We start from the raw sequence: 16,863 nt of genomic DNA on the forward strand, positions 1-16,863 counted from the left end.
AGTGTCAATTTCAATCTGTTTTACTTCCATAAGTGAATAGTATTTTATTAATTAGTTATAATTTATAACTAATTAATAATATATGTTTCTCATTTGTAACTATTAGTACATCTTTGCCTATCAAAATAAAATAAAGAATATATGTGTGGAATAGTATGTGCTTTTGATTTGAAACAAAAAGCTGAAATTTTAAGACCAAAAGTATTGGAAATGTCTAAAATTATTCGCCATCGTGGTCCCGATTGGAGCGGTATTTTTAGTAATGACAAAGCGATTCTATCACATGAAAGATTGGCGATTGTTGACCCGGCTTCTGGGAAACAACCTTTGTTTAGTGAAGATAAAAGTTTGGTTTTAGCTGCCAATGGCGAAATATACAATCATAGAGAATTACGCAAACAATTTGAAGGCAAATACAATTTTCAAACAGAAAGTGATTGCGAAGTAATCTTAGCTTTATACCAAGAAAAAGGGGTTCACTTTTTAGATGAGATGAATGGCATTTTTGGATTTGCAATTTATGATGTTGCCAAAGATGAATATTTCATTGCCCGAGATCATATGGGGATTATTCCGTTGTATATTGGTTGGGACCAAAATGGAACGTTTTATGTTGCTTCCGAATTAAAAGCGTTAGAAGGGTATTGTACCAAAATACAATTGTTTCCGCCAGGACATTATATGTCAAGCAAAGATGGCGAATTTGTACAATGGTATAAACGTGAATGGACGGATTATGACGCTGTAAAAGAAAACGCAACTAGTATTGAAGAAATCAAAGTAGCATTAGAAGCTGCCGTTCACAGACAATTGATGAGCGATGTTCCTTATGGAGTTTTGCTTTCTGGCGGTTTGGATTCTTCGATTACTTCGGCGATAGCCAAAAAATATGCACAAAAACGGATAGAATCAGGCGACACTCTGGATGCTTGGTATCCGCAATTGCACTCGTTTGCAGTGGGTTTAGAAGGTTCGCCTGATTTGGCTGCGGCCCAAAAAGTAGCGAATCATTTAAAGACCATTCACCACGAAATTAAATTCACCATTCAAGAAGGATTAGACGCCGTTCGCGATGTGATTTACAATATAGAAACCTATGATGTTACTACGATTAGAGCTTCCACGCCAATGTATTTGATGGCAAGAGTCATCAAATCGATGGGAATCAAAATGGTACTTTCTGGAGAAGGTTCGGATGAATTGTTTGGTGGGTATTTGTATTTCCACAAAGCGCCAAATGCAAGGGAATTCCATGAAGAAACGGTACGAAAATTAAGCAAACTGCACATGTACGATTGTTTGCGTGCGAATAAAAGTTTAGCGGCATGGGGAATTGAAGGCCGTGTGCCATTTTTAGATAAAGAATTTATGGATGTTGCCATGCGAATTAACCCGCAGGACAAAATGATTAACGGAGAACGAATGGAAAAATGGGTACTTCGCAAAGCCTTTGAAGATATGCTTCCGGCAAGTGTAGCCTGGAGACAGAAAGAACAATTCAGTGATGGCGTTGGTTACAGTTGGATAGACACCTTGAAAGAAGTCGTTGCAAAAGCTGTTTCGGACGAACAATTAGGGAATGCCAAATTTAAGTTTCCGATACAAACGCCAACATCTAAAGAAGAATATTATTACCGCTCGATATTTCATGAACATTTTCCAAGTGATGCTGCCGCTTTAAGCGTTCCTCAGGAAGCAAGTGTCGCGTGCAGTACCAAAATTGCTTTAGAGTGGGATGAAGCGTTTAAAAATATGAATGATCCTTCAGGAAGAGCCGTGGCAAGTGTTCACGATGACGCTTATGTCAAAGTGTAAATAGTTTTCTAAAAATAAAAGTTTTGTATTAAAACAAAAAAAGTCAATGTTAGTGTGTTGAGTTTAAACTCAAGTTTTGTTTGTTGGTTAAATCTGAAACTGTTTCAGATTCAAAACGCCTGTCCTTTTGATAGGCGTTTTTTGTTGAAATAATGCCAAAAATGTTAATAACTTAACCCTTTTGAGTCGCGTCTGGTAGTCCTAAATTTAATGATTTTCTCTATATTTGCTCGTTTCACAAAAAATAGATTTTTTACGATATAATAATATGAGCGACGAGATTAAAAAGAATAGTTATTCTGCCGATAGTATTCAGGCATTAGAAGGAATGGAGCACGTTAGAATGCGTCCTTCCATGTATATTGGAGACACTGGAGTTAGAGGTTTACATCACTTGGTTTATGAGGTTGTGGATAACTCTATCGATGAGGCTTTAGCTGGACATTGCGACACGATCAGCGTTTTTATTAACGAAGACAATTCGGTTACCGTTGAAGACAACGGACGAGGAATTCCAGTTGACATGCACAAAAAAGAAGGCGTTTCTGCCCTTGAGGTAGTAATGACCAAAATTGGTGCTGGAGGTAAATTCGATAAAGATTCTTATAAAGTTTCGGGTGGACTTCACGGAGTCGGAGTTTCGTGCGTTAATGCACTATCGGATCATTTGAGAGCGACGGTTTTCAGAGAAGGAAAAGTGTATGAGCAAGAGTATGAAAAAGGAAAAGCGATGTATCCTGTTAAGCAAATTGGTGAAACAGACAAACGCGGAACGATGGTTACTTTTCATCCTGATAAGTCCATATTTACTCAAACTATTGAGTATTCATACGATACTATTGCTGGTCGTATGCGTGAATTGTCTTTCTTGAATAAAGGAATAACTATTACGCTGACTGATAAAAGAGATATAAACGAAAAAGGTGAATTTGCCTCTGAAGTTTTTCATTCACAAGAAGGATTAAAAGAATTTGTTCGCTTTTTAGATAAAGGAAGAGAAGCCATCATTTCGCATGTGATCAGCATGGAGCACGAAAAAGGTGAAGTTCCTGTTGAAGTGGCGCTGGTTTATAACACCAGTTATTCTGAGAATATTTTCTCTTATGTAAATAATATCAATACACACGAAGGAGGAACGCATTTGCAAGGGTTCCGTATGGGATTAACGCGTACATTGAAAAAATATGCTGACTCTTCAGGGTTATTAGATAAATTAAAATTTGAAATTACGGGTGACGATTTCCGTGAGGGATTGACAGCTATTATTTCGGTTAAAGTTCAGGAACCACAATTTGAAGGACAAACTAAAACCAAATTAGGAAACAGAGAAGTAGTTTCTCCGGTTTCTCAAGCGGTTGCAGAAATGTTAGAAAATTATTTGGAAGAAAATCCAAATGATGCCCGAATCATTGTTCAAAAGGTTATTCTGGCGGCTCAAGCTCGTCATGCGGCAAAGAAAGCGCGTGAAATGGTACAACGTAAAACCGTTCTTGGTGGTGGAGGTTTGCCTGGAAAATTATCAGATTGTTCAGAACAAGATCCAGCAAAATGCGAGGTGTATTTAGTCGAGGGAGATTCGGCGGGTGGAACCGCTAAACAAGGGCGCGATAGAAACTTTCAAGCGATTTTACCTTTAAGAGGTAAGATTCTGAACGTCGAAAAAGCGATGCCACACAAAGTTTTTGAAAACGAAGAGATTCGGAATATTTTTACGGCATTAGGTGTAACTATCGGAACTGAAGAAGATAGTAAAGCGTTGAATATTGAAAAACTGCGCTACCATAAAGTAATCATTATGTGTGATGCCGATGTCGATGGTAGTCACATCTCTACTTTGATTTTGACCTTCTTCTTCCGTTTTATGAAAGAATTGATTGAAGGCGGACACGTTTATATTGCGGCGCCACCTTTATACCTGGTTAAAAAAGGAACAAAAAAAGAATATGCTTGGAATGACGATCAACGCGATTCGGCGAATGCAAGAATGGGTGGAAGCGCCGGTATTCAGCGTTATAAAGGTCTTGGAGAGATGAACGCAGAACAATTGTGGGAAACTACAATGGATCCAAGTTTCAGAACTTTACGTCAAGTAACTATTGATAGTTTGGCTGAAGCTGATAGAGTATTCTCAATGTTGATGGGCGATGAGGTTCCACCACGTAGAGAGTTTATCGAGAAGAATGCGGTGTATGCTAAAATCGATGCCTAACTAGCCCCGATAGTAGTGGAAATCCTTTTTTTTTGTCACCCTGAGCGCAGTCGAAGGGCTTTTTCAAAACAAAAAGATTGCAACGGAAAGCGGGATTAGCTCCTGAAATTAATTCAGGATGAATTCAAAAAATAAAACAACAACAAAATACTATAAAATGAAAGTTACAATTGTAGGAGCAGGAAACGTTGGTGCGACATGCGCGGATGCTATTGCTTACAGAAGAATTGCCAGCGAAATTGTGTTGGTAGATATTAGAGAAGGATTTGCAGAAGGAAAAGCGTTAGACATTATGCAAACCCAAACTACTTTAGGTTTCAATACAAAATTGGTTGGAAGCACAAACGACTATGCTAAAACGGCTGACAGTGATGTAGTGGTTATTACCTCTGGAATTCCGAGAAAACCGGGAATGACTCGTGAAGAATTGATTGGAATTAATGCTGGAATTGTGAAATCGGTGGCGGAAAGTTTGTTACAACATTCACCAAAAGCGATTTTTGTAATTGTTTCAAATCCAATGGATACAATGACGTATTTGACTTTCAAATCGTTAGGTTTACCAAAAAACAGAATCATAGGAATGGGTGGAACGCTTGATAGTTCTCGTTTCAAAACGTATTTGTCATTAGCTTTAGACAAACCGGCAAACGATATTCAAGGAATGGTAATTGGTGGTCACGGTGATACCACAATGATTCCGTTGACACGATTGGCTTCTTATAATGGAGTGCCAGTTTCTGAATTTTTATCAGCAGAAGAATTAGCTAAATTGTCAGCAGATACGATGGTTGGTGGAGCTACATTAACAGGTTTATTGGGAACTTCAGCTTGGTATGCTCCAGGTGCTTCAGTAGCCTTTTTGGTGGATAGCATTTTGAACGACCAAAAGAAAATGATTCCGTGTTCCGTTTACCTCGAAGGTGAATATGGTCAAAGCGATATTTGCATCGGAGTACCTTGTATCATTGGTAAAAATGGTGTAGAAAAGATTGTTGACATCACTTTAAACGATGAAGAAAAAACGAAATTCGCAAAAAGTGCCGATGCTGTGAGAGCGATGAATGGCGATTTAAAATCGATATTGGGCTAGTCGTATTAGTGAAGTTTAAAATAGAAAGAACCTTCGAGTAATCGAGGGTTTTTTTAGGTCAAAAAGAAATGGTTTTTTCAGTTAAATTGACGGTGTTGTTTTTTTAACAGTTTTTTTTGATATTAATCGATAAAATATTGTTTAATGATATATAGAATTATATATTTGCACGTTTCAAAAAAACCCGAAACCTTCTAAATACAATAGGTTATAGCTACAATCTCTTGGATTTCAAGTCTTTTTTGAATTTTTTTGAATCAATATTAATAAACAAAAATTAATTAATTTTAGTAATAATGCAGAATAAAGGACTAGTTAAATTTTTTGCAATTCTATTTGCATTGGTAAGCATCTATTCGCTTTCTTTCACATTTGTGGCAAACAAAGTAAAAGATGACGCCAAAAACTTCGCAGGAGGAAATCCTGAAAAAGAGATTAAATATCTTGATTCTATTGGTAAACAAAAAGTCTTTTTAGATTTTTTCACTTACAATGAAGTAAAAGATAAGCAAATCAACAAAGGGCTTGACCTTGAAGGAGGAATTAACGTAATTATCCAGATTTCTGTTAAAGAAGTTTTATTACAGTTGTCTAATAATTCTAAAAATCCAGTATTTTTAAAAGCACTTGAGGACGCAAAAACGAATCAAAGAGGAAATCAATCGTATTTAGATTCATTTTTTGAAACTTTTGAAGCTAATAAGGGAACTACAAATTTAGCTTCTCCTGATATTTTTGCTAACAGAAATAATCAAGGACAAGTGGATTCAAAAATGTCTGATGATCAAGTAAAAAAATTCTTGGTTAAAAAACTGGACGAATCTGTAGCTTCTGCTTTTGAAGTATTGAGAAGTCGTATTGATAAATTTGGTGTAACACAACCTAACATTGTTAAACTTGGACAAACGGGTAGAATTCTTATTGAATTACCGGGAGCGAAAGATGTGGATCGTATCAAGAAATTAGTTTCTGATAAGGCGGAACTACAATTTTGGGAAACCTACAAGTCTGAAGAAATTATGGGCTTCTTGGATGCAGCCAATACTGCTCTGAAAGCTACGGTTAAAACGGATGTAAAAGTGGAAGCTGCAAAACTAGGAGATTCTCTTGCTAATTTGCTTGCAACCAAAAAAGATAAGGACGCAGCTGCAACAGAAAGTAAAGGTCCAATTGCTGATAAAATTGTTGGTCAAGGTGGTGGCGCAATGTTAATCGTTGTGGATTCTAAAGATGCCAATACGATTACAGAATATTTAAACCGACCTGCGATTCGTGCTTTATTGCCAGCAAATCAGCGTTACGTTAAATTTGCATGGGGTAAACCAGTGGTTAATATTGACGAAAAAACTAAAAAAGAAACTGAAACAGTTGCATTATACGCTTTAAAAAGCAATAGAGATAATATCGCGCCAATGAGCGGTGGTGTTATTGTTGATGCAGGTGATACCTTCGACCAAATGGGTAAACCAGCCGTTTCTATGCAAATGAACGGACAAGGTGCGCGTGTTTGGGAAGAATTAACTGGAAGAGCTTATTCTCAGAAAAGTTGTATCGCTATCGCCTTGGATGATGTAGTTTATTCTGCGCCAGGAGTAACTACTGGACCAATTTCTGGTGGAAGATCAGAAATTACAGGAAGCTTTGATGTTGCGGAAACAAAAGATTTAGCTAACGTTTTAAGAGCTGGTAAATTACCTGCAAGTGCTGAAATTATTCAGTCTGAAGTTGTAGGACCCTCTTTGGGTGAAATGGCAATACATGCCGGTTTACTTTCATCTATCGTAGGTTTCCTTTTAGTATGTTTCTGGATGGTGTTCTATTATGGTAGAGCTGGTTGGTATGCTAACGCTGCTTTGATCTTGAACTTATTATTCTTATTTGGAGTAATGGCAAGTTTTGGTTTCGTATTAACATTGCCTGGTATTGCAGGTATCGTGTTAACCTTAGGAACTGCAGTGGATGCCAACATTATTATATATGAACGAGCGAAAGAAGAATTGCGCGATGGAAAGACCCTTGGCGAAGCTGTTGTTTCTTCGTATGGTTGGAAAGGTGCTATGCGTTCTATTATTGATGCCAATGTTACTCACGTTTTAACAGGTACCATTTTATATATTTTTGGAACTGGATTAGTTCAAGGATTTGCCTTAACGTTATTAATAGGTATTATAACGTCTCTATTTACATCAATCTTTATTGCAAGAATCTTCATCGACCGAGATATCGCTAACAATAAAAGTCTTACGTTCTCAACTAGTATTACTAAAAACTGGTTTACAGGTTTCCATTTCGATTTCATCGGAGTCAAAAAATGGACGTACTTGTTTTCTACTTTCGTGGTAGTGGGAAGTTGTGTTTCATTCTACTTTAACGGATTGGATGAAGGTGTTGATTTTGTTGGAGGAAGAACCTTCCAGATCAAATTTGAAAAACCAGTGGAATCATCTAAAATTTCTGATGAATTATCAGCAGAATTTGGAACTCCCGTTGAAGCAAAAGTATTTGGTGATGATACCCAATTGAAAATTACAACTAAATATAAGATTAAAGAAGAAGGCGTTGAAGTGGATAAGCAAGTTAACGATAAGTTATTCCAGTCTTTAAAGAAATATTACACTAGTATGGATTATGATAAATTCATCAATTCTTACGATGGTAAAAAACTTGGAGTATTACAATCTTCTAAAGTGGGCGCAGCAATTTCTGCAGATATTAAAACAAACTCTTTCTGGGCTGTTTTAGGTGCTATGTTGGTTGTTGGTTTATATCTTGTAATTTCGTTCCGTAAATGGCAGTATTCTCTTGGAGCTATTGCAGCAGTTTTACACGACGTTATTTTCGTATTAGGAATCTACTCTTTGTTGTACAAATACATGCCATTCCACATGGAAATGGATCAGCACTTTATTGCAGCTATTCTAACGGTTATTGGATACTCTATGAATGATACCGTTATTGTATTTGACAGAATAAGAGAATTCCTTGCTGGAGATAAAAAAGGTCACTTAAAAGATGTTGTAAACGCCTCTATTAACTCAACTTTATCTAGAACATTGAATACCTCTTTAACGATGATTATGGTATTGTTAATCATGTTCATCTTTGGTGGTGAATCAATCCGAGGATTTATCTTCGCGATGTTGATTGGTATTATAATCGGAACGTACTCTTCTTTGTTTATTGCAACGCCTGTATTGGTCGACTCAATGAGTAAAAAAGATGTGGATGATGTTGAAAAACGACACGGTAACTAAATCACTTAGTTTATAAAATAGAAAAAGGGTTGTCAATTTGACAACCCTTTTTTATTTGCGGAATATCTAATACCTAAAATATCCCGTTCAAAACGGTAGTGTTGATTCCAATCTTAGCGTAATCAAAATTCATTTTATTTTGGAGTAACGAAGCGTAAACACTTCTGAAATCAATTTCATGTTTCAAATCACCATTATCCAAATCAGACAGATTTGGATTGTTGCCAATTATTTTTCCTTTATTGCTTCCGCCGATTATGAACATTGGGGCCGCAGTTCCATGATCCGTCCCGCTTCCATTATCTTTCACCCGTCTTCCAAATTCTGAAAATACAACCAAAGTGACATTTTGTAATAAGTTAGACTTTTTCAAATCGGAATAAAAACTGAAAATTGCATCGTTCAGTTCGGTTAAATTACGATTCTGAATATGGATTTGATTGTCATGCGTATCATAACCATTCTGTGAAGTATAATAAACTTTCGAATTCAAATTTCCTTTAATCAGTCGGGAAATCCACTCTACATTTTTTCCTAAAGCAGTTTTTGGATAATTGACTTCAGCTGTTGATTTGGCCAACGCTTTCTGAATAGCATCTGAACCCTCTGAAACAGAATAAGCAACCTTGCGTACAAAATCCAATTGCGGATTATCAGAAAGTTTTACAGCATCTTCATTACTATTTTTGATTTTAAATCGATTTGGATCTTTAACAGTTATCGAATTAGGTTCGTTGCCTTTTAATGATAAAGTATCGATGCTATCAAAATTAACTCCTGCTGTTGGTACGTGTTCATTGCACTGCAAATCCAAATATCTGCCCAGCCATCCGTTACTTAAATATTGGTTCGATGCCGAAGCGGTTTGCCAGATTTCCTGACTGCGGAAATGCGATCGGTTCGGTTCTGGATAACCTACATTTTGAATAACAGTCAAGTCACCACTTTGCTGCATAGTTGCAAAATCTTTCAAAGCCGGGTGGAAAGCCATGCCTTTATTTCTACTTATACTAGTGTCTTTTGACAAAGCAATTTTAGTACGAAGTTCATAATACAAAGGATCTTCAAACGGAATAAAGGTATTCAAACCGTCATTTCCACCATTCAACTGAATAAATACAAGACATTGTTCACCAATAACCAAATTAGTGTGTGAACCAAACGCGTGTAGAAAATCAGGTAGAAGTAGTGTTCCGCCTGTAAAAGTTCCTGTCAATGATAAAAAGTTTCTTCTGTTCATTGCTATATAATTTGAAATTCGGGAGTTTTGACCATATTGTTAAACAAACGCATCACGGCGTTATCTGCACCTTCAGCTTTCGGATTGAAATCGTATTTGAGAATTGTCTCCCAATCTTTCTGTAGATTTTCATTTGTTTGAAATAGTAATCTATCCTGAAGTTCGACTATTATTGTTTTGTTGTTGCCAACTTTATTCCATTTTAATGCCACTTTCAAAAGCTGATTCGTTTTACCATTCATCATATCAGTATTCTGGATTTTTCGGCTGATGTTTCTTCCGTTACACAATAAATCTGCAACGTTGTTGCGTTGTAAATACACTTGTGAACTTATCCATTCTTTACCGCCATTCCAGCCTTTAACATTGGGTTGGTTGAATAAATCCATTCCTTGCTGCTTCAGGTAAAATGCCAGTAATTTCGAATTTGATTTTTCTACGTTCAATTCGTTCATCAACTGTAATATGTAAACCAAAGGGTCTTTTATTTTGCTTCCGGCATTGTCTTTCGAAAATTCTTCGTTAAAAATTTTTGTCAGCAAAGGCTTGATTTCGAAATTCACTTTTCTAAAATAATCACCATAATAAGTAACCAATTCCTGCATCGGATTATCATAAACAAACCATTGTAGTATTTTGCGTGTAATCAAATACGGAACTGCTTTCTGCTCAAAAATGATATCAACCATTTCATCTGCTTTGAAATTTCCGGTTTTACCGAAATACGTTACAGTGTCATTGTTTTCCAAAAGTCTTCTGTAAACAGCTTTGTCTTCACCAATATTGAGTCCGGCTAAACCTTTCGCTCCATTTTTAATGTCATCTTCAGTATAATTACCAATTCCAAGAGTGAAAAGTTCAAGTAATTCACGGCTTAGATTTTCATTGATTTTATCTCTTCTGTTATCAACATTATCCAAATAACGAACCATCGCATTGGATTGAAGCATCATTTTGGTCAAAGTTTTGAAATTACCAAACGCATTTTCTCTCAATAGCTGATTGTGCTGATAAATCCAATGATTTACTTTTACTTTTTGATACGTACACACAAAATGATTGTGCCAAAAGCAGGTCATTTTCTCTCGAAGAGGATAGTCATCTTCAATCATTTTGTTCAGCCACCAGGCTTTCATTTCCTGTGAAACCAGAAGTTCAGCTTTCAGCAGTTCTTTTGCATCAGCCGAATCTGATTTCTTAAGTTCCTGACGCTTTTCCTTTAATTCTTTTAAGGATTTTGGACTGTTGTCTAAAAGAGATGGAACTTTTGTGTCAAACTCATTATGAAAAGATTGCTCTAAAAATTTAGACAATCCCATCTGTTCGATAGTTTTGCTTTGCTTTCCAGAAAATCCGAGACGAAGTGACCACAGTGTGTTCTTATTCATAACATTAATTTTATCTTCTTGTTCTAGATTTTACTCTCGCGGCCGATTTTACTTTGGTTCTGTTTCTTTTCACCTTCACGGCTTTGACGTTGCCTCTTTTGTTTTTTTGAATTACGGTTGTTCCTCTGCGGTTGTGTACGACCAGTGTGGAAGTATGTCTTCTGGGATAATATACTTTACGAACTGCCGCCACTCTTCGAACAGTTACAACATGATAATGTGGACGATAGCGCGTTCCATTCCCATAAAATACTCGGTAACCTATCGGTCGCCATGGTCTCCACCATCCAGGATAAGCTCTCCAGCGGTAAGGTGAAACCCAGACTACGTAATTAGGGGCATAAACATATCGGACACTTGGCCAAACCCAAACATTAACAGTGGCAGCTGCATTATTGACAACAGCCACATTAGATTCGGCTTTCAATTGCTGTACGGCACCCTTTTCTTGACTTGATGGTTCAACAATAGTGTTTTTCGTAAACAAGTCTTCATCACCTTCAATTTGGAGAAATGCATTTCCATCGCCTTTTTTCTCAATCGCAATTACTGCAATGTCTTGTTTCTCCGTTTCGTTTAGATACGTACTAAGAACAATGATGTGGGTATCATTTTCCGTAATATCTTCTACATTGATGTAATCGGTCTGACCATCATCATCCAAATCAAGATTGTTTACTTGACTGTTTTCCTGATTGAGATTTTTTTCAAATTCTTCGAGAGAATTCGAGTTTTTAAATAATTCCAAAGCACCTTCTAAGCTAAAATTGTCGCCTGTATTTTCAGGACGATTATCTTCCTGACCAAACATTATAGTTGTTCCGAGAAGAACGGAAAAAAGTAAAATTATTTTTTTTCTCATGATTTTATATTTCTTTATTGTTACGTATTTTTTTTGATTTCATAACTTTAGATTTTAGGTGGTTATGACTGAATAAAAAATACAAGGTTTAACTGCTTTGTTAAATTTGTGAATTTCACAATGAAGTTGAATTCTCGCTATCTAAAATTAAAAATAATGTATCTTTGGAGTTAAATTGTTACCTAATGATTAGTACAGCAACCGAAACAAAATTAGAGCACTATTTTCAACAATTTCGTAAAAACATTATTGGAATTGATCAGGAGTTTGAAACGCCTTTTGGAAAGAAGAAAATTGTTTATACTGATTGGACAGCCAGCGGAAGATTGTATCGCCCGATTGAGGAAAAACTAATGAATGATTTTGGTCCGTTTGTGGCAAACACACATACTGAAACCACCATCTCGGGAACTGCTATGACCATGGCGTATCACGAAGCAAAAAACATTATTAAGCATCATGTAAATGCTAACGATGATGATGTTTTAATTAATACGGGAACTGGAATGACAGGTGTTGTAAATAAGTTCCAGCGTATTCTTGGACTTAGAATACCCGAAAATCTTAGAGAATTTACCAATGTGCCAAAGGAATTAAAACCTATTGTTTTTATTTCGCACATGGAACATCATTCGAATCAAACGTCATGGATTGAAACTATGGCTGATGTTGTTGTTATTCCCGCAACAGAAGATGGTTTGTTTTGTCTGAATGAATTCAAATTACTACTTGAAAAATATAAAGACAGAAGTTTTAAAATTGCTTCGATAACGTCTTGTTCGAATGTTACCGGAATCAGGACACCATATCACGAAGTAGCCAAAATAATGCACCAAAACAATGGTGTTTGCTTTGTGGATTTCGCTTGTTCTGGGCCGTACGTAGCCATTGATATGCATCCAGACAATGAACGTTATTTGGATGCCATTTTCTTTTCACCACACAAATTTTTAGGTGGACCAGGAACTTCGGGAGTATTGATTTTTAATAAAAATTTATATAAAAATACGGTGCCTGATTGTCCGGGTGGCGGAACTGTTTCATGGACAAATCCTTGGGGCGAACACAAATATATTGACAATATTGAAGATAGAGAAGATGGAGGAACGCCAGGTTTTCTTCAGGTGATAAAAACGGCTTTGGCGATTCAGTTGAAAGAACAGATGGGTATTAAAAATATCTTAGAAAGAGAACATGAAATTGTGGATTATATTTTCTCTGAATTGGACCATATAGACAATCTTAAAATCTTAGCCAACCAACATCAAGATCGGTTAGGAGTGGTTTCATTTTATATTGATGATTTGCACTTTAACCTTGGAGTGAAATTATTAAATGATAAATTTGGTATACAAACTCGTGGGGGTTGCAGTTGTGCCGGAACTTACGGTCATTATCTGTTACATGTTGACAAAGAAACATCTGATGATTTAGTTTGCATGATTACATCGGGAGACTTAATTAAAAAACCGGGATGGATCCGAATGTCCATTCATCCAACAACGACTTCGGAAGAGATAAAGATGGTTTGCGATAGTATCAAATCATTGGCACAAAATCATGAAGAATGGGCAAAAGAATACCACTATGATGCTAAAACTAATGAATTTGCCCATAAGAATGCTTTGAATCAAGAAAAAGCGATGGTAAAAAATTGGTTCAAGTTCTAATTTCCGATATCTTAAAATCTGTAATCTGAATTCTATTTTCGTCTATGTTTCCAACGTTTGTGTGTCCACAAATAAAATTCTGGTGCTTCGTGGATTTGTTTTTCTACTCTTCTTAAAAATTCATCTGAGATTTCAAAATCAGCAACATCTTTTGGATTGTCAACCATAAGTTCAAAAGTAGCTTCGTAATGACCTCGCTTTACTTTCTTATTCTTTAGAAATATTACATTCATGTCAAATCGTTTGGCAATCATTTCAGCACCAGTGTGGACCGGCACTTCAATTCCCATAAATTGGGACCAATGAACTGCTCTAGTTGCTTGTGGCGATTGATCGCTGGCCAACCCATAAACGCCTAAATGCTTGATTTTGGCATTGTGCTCTATAGTTGGAATAGTTTCTCTAGTGTTAAGTAATGTTGCCTTGAACTTAGATCGAATATCACGCACGAGTTTGTCAAAGTGTTTGTTGGATAGTTTTTTATAAATTGCATAACCTTCAAACTGAATGTGGTGATTCATAGAAACTGCCCATTCATAGGAAGCATAATGAGCACAAAGCAATGCAATACTTTTTCCTTCTTTTTCTAGATTTTGATAGACCTCCAAATTTGTGAAGACGAACCGTTTGTCTAATTCTTTCTGGGTAATGGACATCGTTTTCACCATTTCAAGAAACATATCGCACAAATGATGGTAGAACTTTTTCTCGATTAGTAACCTTTCATTTTCAGATAAATTTGGCAAGGCCATTGCAATATTCTCACGCACTATTTTCTTTCGGTATCCAAAGACGTTGTATACCAAAAAACAAACGAAATCAGAGAACAAATATAATATCGGAAATGGAAGAATTGAAATGAACCAAATGATTGGGTAGAGAATAATAAAGACTATAAACTGCATTCGTTTTAAATTTTATACAAATATAAAGTTAAAACTCATTTTAATAGTTTCTATTTAACAAATGGTAAAGAAGTATTATTAATTTTACTAAAATATTTGAAAAATGGTAGAAGGAATTTTTTTATGGGGAATTATAGCAGCGAATGTTATCGTTAGTTATATTGGATTTAAAGATCAATATTTTTTTAGGAAATACCAATTTCATGTAGGAAGCATTCGTTCGGGAGAACAAATTAGAATGGTTACATCGGGTTTTCTGCATGCTGATGAAATGCACTTGGCTTTCAATATGCTAACACTCTATTTTTTCGCACCATATGTTTATGGCGAATTAGGAAATCTTTCCTTTTTATTGATCTATTTTGCTAGTTTGATTTTCGGAAGTTTGCTTACCATGGTTTTTCATGGTAATGAATACAGTTATAGTGCTGTTGGAGCTTCTGGTGCCGTAACAGGGATTATTTATTCGGCAATATTACTTGAACCAAGAATTTCGATTTACGGTTTTATACCAGGTTATCTGTTCGGAATGTTATATCTGTTCTATTCGATCTACGGAATGAAATCTAGAAGAGACAATATTGGCCATACCGCCCATTTTGGTGGAGCCATTGGCGGATATGCTATTACACTTATTAAAGATCCAGTATTGATTCAGGAAAGTACTTTTACAGTCGTAGCTTTAGCTATTCCTATCGTTATACTTTTTGTTATGGCCAAAACAGGAAAATTATAAGTGGCACAGCTTTTGAAAAGACAAACTAAATTCTAAATAAAAAACTATGAAAACTACCGTATTAATTTTGACCACATTTTTTGCATTAAGCACTCAAGCTCAAGTTCAGGAGCAGAAACTAGTACCGCAAATTTCAGTTACTGGCGAAGGAAAAATAAAAGTAACACCGGATCAGGCCTTAATTTCGGTTGGTTTTCAAAACGCAGGTAAGGATGCAAAAGAAGTGAAGACGCTTAACGACGAAGTGGTTGATAAAGTAATCAAGTTCTTGAAGAAAACGGGAATTCCAGCTAGCGATTATAAAACAAATAATGTAAGTCTTAATAAAAGTTACGATTATGAAAAAAAGAAATATAATTTTCAAGCAAATCAGACGTTGAGTATTACGTTGAAAGATTTATCGAAATATGATGAAATAATGATGGGATTGAATGACGCAGGTGTAAATACTATCAATGGTGTTGAATTTAAATCTTCAAAAATAGCTGATTACGAAAGAGATGCTAGAAAGAAAGCTGTTTTAGATGCTAAGCAAAAAGCTCAAGATTATGTTTCCGTTTTAGGTCAGAAAGTTGGAAAAGCTTTGTTAATAGCTGATAACACTCAAAATTATATACCGCAACCAATGTACAAGATGAACATGATGGCAACGGCGGAAGTTGCTGGTTCAAGAGAAACGTTGGCGGTTGGTGAAATGGAAGTTAATGTAAATGTCAGTGTAACCTTCGCTTTAGAATAATATTCGGAATTAGAATAAAAATAAAAGCCTCGAAATTAAATTTCGAGGCTTTTTATATTACTGAGAATCTGTTTTGGGTAAAGGGGCTCCGACTGCAACTCCACATTGATGGCCTTCTTGTCCGTGTGGTGGATTCATGCCAGGCGCTGTAGGTGCAGGTGCTGCATTTGGTTTTAAAAGATCAGGTACTCCGGATGATCCTGTTGCGGTTGGGTTTGAAACAGTTGAAGTTGTAAACGATGCTTTTGCAGGATTAATTGTCGTAGCGGCAGGTTTGGTAGCTGGAGAATTCAAGGGTGCACCAACCGCAATATCGCAGCGGTGTCCTGGCTGTCCATGTGCTGGATTCATTCCTGCTTTGGTAACAACGGGTGCTTGAGCTACTGCTTGTGGCATATTCTGAGTAGGCATGTTAACCTGCTGTTGGTTGGGTTGCGCATAGTTTTCCGTTGGAATAGGTTGTACTCTAGGTACTATAAGTGGCTGTGGTGTTTCACTTGCTGTAGCAGTTTCGGTTTCATCCTCTTTTTTACAAGAAGTGAAGGCAATCGAAAGGGCGAATAGTGAACAGAATATTAATTTTGATTTCATAGGGTTAAATTTTAGAAATCAAATATAAGTTTTTAATAATAAATAAAATGTTAAAATAAGCTAAGAGACAGCATTTTGCTTCTCAACGTTACGAAATGAGAGGCTCTGCGAATACATCCAACGGAAAAACTTTCGAGTAAACTAAGCCTATTTTTGTTTGAGATAGCTATACTTTTTGGAAGAGCAGGAGTAACTGCGTTGAGCCTTCAGTGGTAATTTGACACAAAAAAACCTAAAAGCCTACGAAAAGTAGTCTTCTGTTTTTTATTTTGTAAAAATTTTCAAAAGTGAGCTTTTGGCATTTTTACAAAATAAAAAACCGATTAGTTTCCTAATCGGTTTTTTTGTGGGGAGAGCAGGA

General features: G+C 36.2%; 12 protein-coding genes. 7 read left to right on the forward strand and 5 right to left on the reverse strand.

The features are described 5' to 3' along the window. Positions 1-141: 141 nt before the first annotated feature. From asnB to secDF, 4 genes are all read left to right on the forward strand, one after another. A complete protein-coding gene (gene asnB / locus PSU83_RS04405) occupies positions 142-1,815 on the forward strand; it encodes an asparagine synthase B (RefSeq protein WP_300587142.1) in 1,674 nt (557 codons plus the stop codon). Between the two features lie 268 nt (positions 1,816-2,083). Beyond that, positions 2,084-4,024 carry a DNA topoisomerase (ATP-hydrolyzing) subunit B gene (gyrB, locus tag PSU83_RS04410; RefSeq protein WP_300587143.1) on the forward strand — a complete coding sequence of 647 codons (1,941 nt, stop codon included), beginning with the start codon at positions 2,084-2,086 and terminating at the stop codon, positions 4,022-4,024. Between the two features lie 157 nt (positions 4,025-4,181). Next, on the forward strand, positions 4,182-5,117 hold the full coding sequence (gene mdh, locus PSU83_RS04415; RefSeq protein ID WP_300587145.1) for a malate dehydrogenase: 936 nt from the start codon (positions 4,182-4,184) through the stop codon (positions 5,115-5,117). A 296-nt stretch (positions 5,118-5,413) separates the two neighbouring features. Further along, entirely contained in the window at positions 5,414-8,371 is a 2,958-nt protein-coding gene (gene secDF, locus PSU83_RS04420; protein ID WP_300587147.1) for a protein translocase subunit SecDF, read from the forward strand. Between the two features lie 73 nt (positions 8,372-8,444). On the opposite strand, the gene PSU83_RS04425 is transcribed toward secDF, so the two are convergent. The 3 genes from PSU83_RS04425 to PSU83_RS04435 are packed head-to-tail and all read right to left on the reverse strand — an operon-like array spanning position 8,445 to position 11,861. After that, positions 8,445-9,611, reverse strand: coding sequence for a DUF1501 domain-containing protein (locus PSU83_RS04425; RefSeq protein WP_300587149.1), 1,167 nt, complete (start codon positions 9,609-9,611; stop codon positions 8,445-8,447). A 2-nt stretch (positions 9,612-9,613) separates the two neighbouring features. Continuing rightward, a complete protein-coding gene (locus PSU83_RS04430; protein ID WP_300587151.1) occupies positions 9,614-10,999 on the reverse strand; it encodes a DUF1800 domain-containing protein in 1,386 nt (461 codons plus the stop codon). A gap of 10 nt (positions 11,000-11,009) precedes the next feature. Then, positions 11,010-11,861 (reverse strand): hypothetical protein, encoded by an 852-nt coding sequence (locus PSU83_RS04435; protein WP_300587153.1) that lies wholly within the window; start codon positions 11,859-11,861, stop codon positions 11,010-11,012. A 185-nt stretch (positions 11,862-12,046) separates the two neighbouring features. Between PSU83_RS04435 and PSU83_RS04440 the strand changes: the two genes are divergently transcribed. Further along, on the forward strand, positions 12,047-13,531 hold the full coding sequence (locus PSU83_RS04440; RefSeq protein ID WP_300587155.1) for an aminotransferase class V-fold PLP-dependent enzyme: 1,485 nt from the start codon (positions 12,047-12,049) through the stop codon (positions 13,529-13,531). A 32-nt stretch (positions 13,532-13,563) separates the two neighbouring features. On the opposite strand, the gene PSU83_RS04445 is transcribed toward PSU83_RS04440, so the two are convergent. Further along, the gene (locus tag PSU83_RS04445) at positions 13,564-14,436 is read right to left on the reverse strand and encodes a lysophospholipid acyltransferase family protein (RefSeq protein ID WP_300587157.1); all 873 of its coding nucleotides are present in this window, start codon (positions 14,434-14,436) and stop codon (positions 13,564-13,566) included. Positions 14,437-14,539: 103 nt separating this feature from the next. Here PSU83_RS04445 and PSU83_RS04450 point away from each other — a divergent pair, with 103 nt between their 5' ends. Beyond that, on the forward strand, positions 14,540-15,172 hold the full coding sequence (locus PSU83_RS04450) for a rhomboid family intramembrane serine protease (protein ID WP_300587159.1): 633 nt from the start codon (positions 14,540-14,542) through the stop codon (positions 15,170-15,172). A 46-nt stretch (positions 15,173-15,218) separates the two neighbouring features. Beyond that, positions 15,219-15,911 (forward strand): SIMPL domain-containing protein, encoded by a 693-nt coding sequence (locus PSU83_RS04455; protein ID WP_300587162.1) that lies wholly within the window; start codon positions 15,219-15,221, stop codon positions 15,909-15,911. A gap of 57 nt (positions 15,912-15,968) precedes the next feature. Here the strand turns inward: PSU83_RS04455 and PSU83_RS04460 are convergent, their stop codons facing one another. After that, positions 15,969-16,502, reverse strand: a complete 534-nt coding sequence (locus tag PSU83_RS04460) for a hypothetical protein (protein WP_300587165.1) — start codon at positions 16,500-16,502, stop codon at positions 15,969-15,971. Positions 16,503-16,863: the final 361 nt, after the last annotated feature.

The organism is Flavobacterium sp. (assembly GCF_029945805.1).
Classification (GTDB): Bacteria; Bacteroidota; Bacteroidia; order Flavobacteriales; family Flavobacteriaceae; genus Flavobacterium.

Bases quoted from the DNA above. Each gene is read 5' to 3' on its own strand.
- PSU83_RS04425 (WP_300587149.1), bottom strand. From the start codon at position 9,611: ATGAACAGAAGAAACTTTTTATCATTGACAGGAACTTTTACAGGCGGA.
- PSU83_RS04430 (WP_300587151.1), bottom strand. From the start codon at position 10,999: ATGAATAAGAACACACTGTGGTCACTTCGTCTCGGATTTTCTGGAAAG.
- PSU83_RS04455 (WP_300587162.1), top strand. From the start codon at position 15,219: ATGAAAACTACCGTATTAATTTTGACCACATTTTTTGCATTAAGCACT.
- secDF (WP_300587147.1), top strand. From the start codon at position 5,414: ATGCAGAATAAAGGACTAGTTAAATTTTTTGCAATTCTATTTGCATTG.
- PSU83_RS04460 (WP_300587165.1), bottom strand. From the start codon at position 16,502: ATGAAATCAAAATTAATATTCTGTTCACTATTCGCCCTTTCGATTGCC.
- gyrB (WP_300587143.1), top strand. From the start codon at position 2,084: ATGAGCGACGAGATTAAAAAGAATAGTTATTCTGCCGATAGTATTCAG.
- PSU83_RS04435 (WP_300587153.1), bottom strand. From the start codon at position 11,861: ATGAGAAAAAAAATAATTTTACTTTTTTCCGTTCTTCTCGGAACAACT.
- PSU83_RS04440 (WP_300587155.1), top strand. From the start codon at position 12,047: ATGATTAGTACAGCAACCGAAACAAAATTAGAGCACTATTTTCAACAA.
- PSU83_RS04450 (WP_300587159.1), top strand. From the start codon at position 14,540: ATGGTAGAAGGAATTTTTTTATGGGGAATTATAGCAGCGAATGTTATC.
- PSU83_RS04445 (WP_300587157.1), bottom strand. From the start codon at position 14,436: ATGCAGTTTATAGTCTTTATTATTCTCTACCCAATCATTTGGTTCATT.
- asnB (WP_300587142.1), top strand. From the start codon at position 142: ATGTGTGGAATAGTATGTGCTTTTGATTTGAAACAAAAAGCTGAAATT.
- mdh (WP_300587145.1), top strand. From the start codon at position 4,182: ATGAAAGTTACAATTGTAGGAGCAGGAAACGTTGGTGCGACATGCGCG.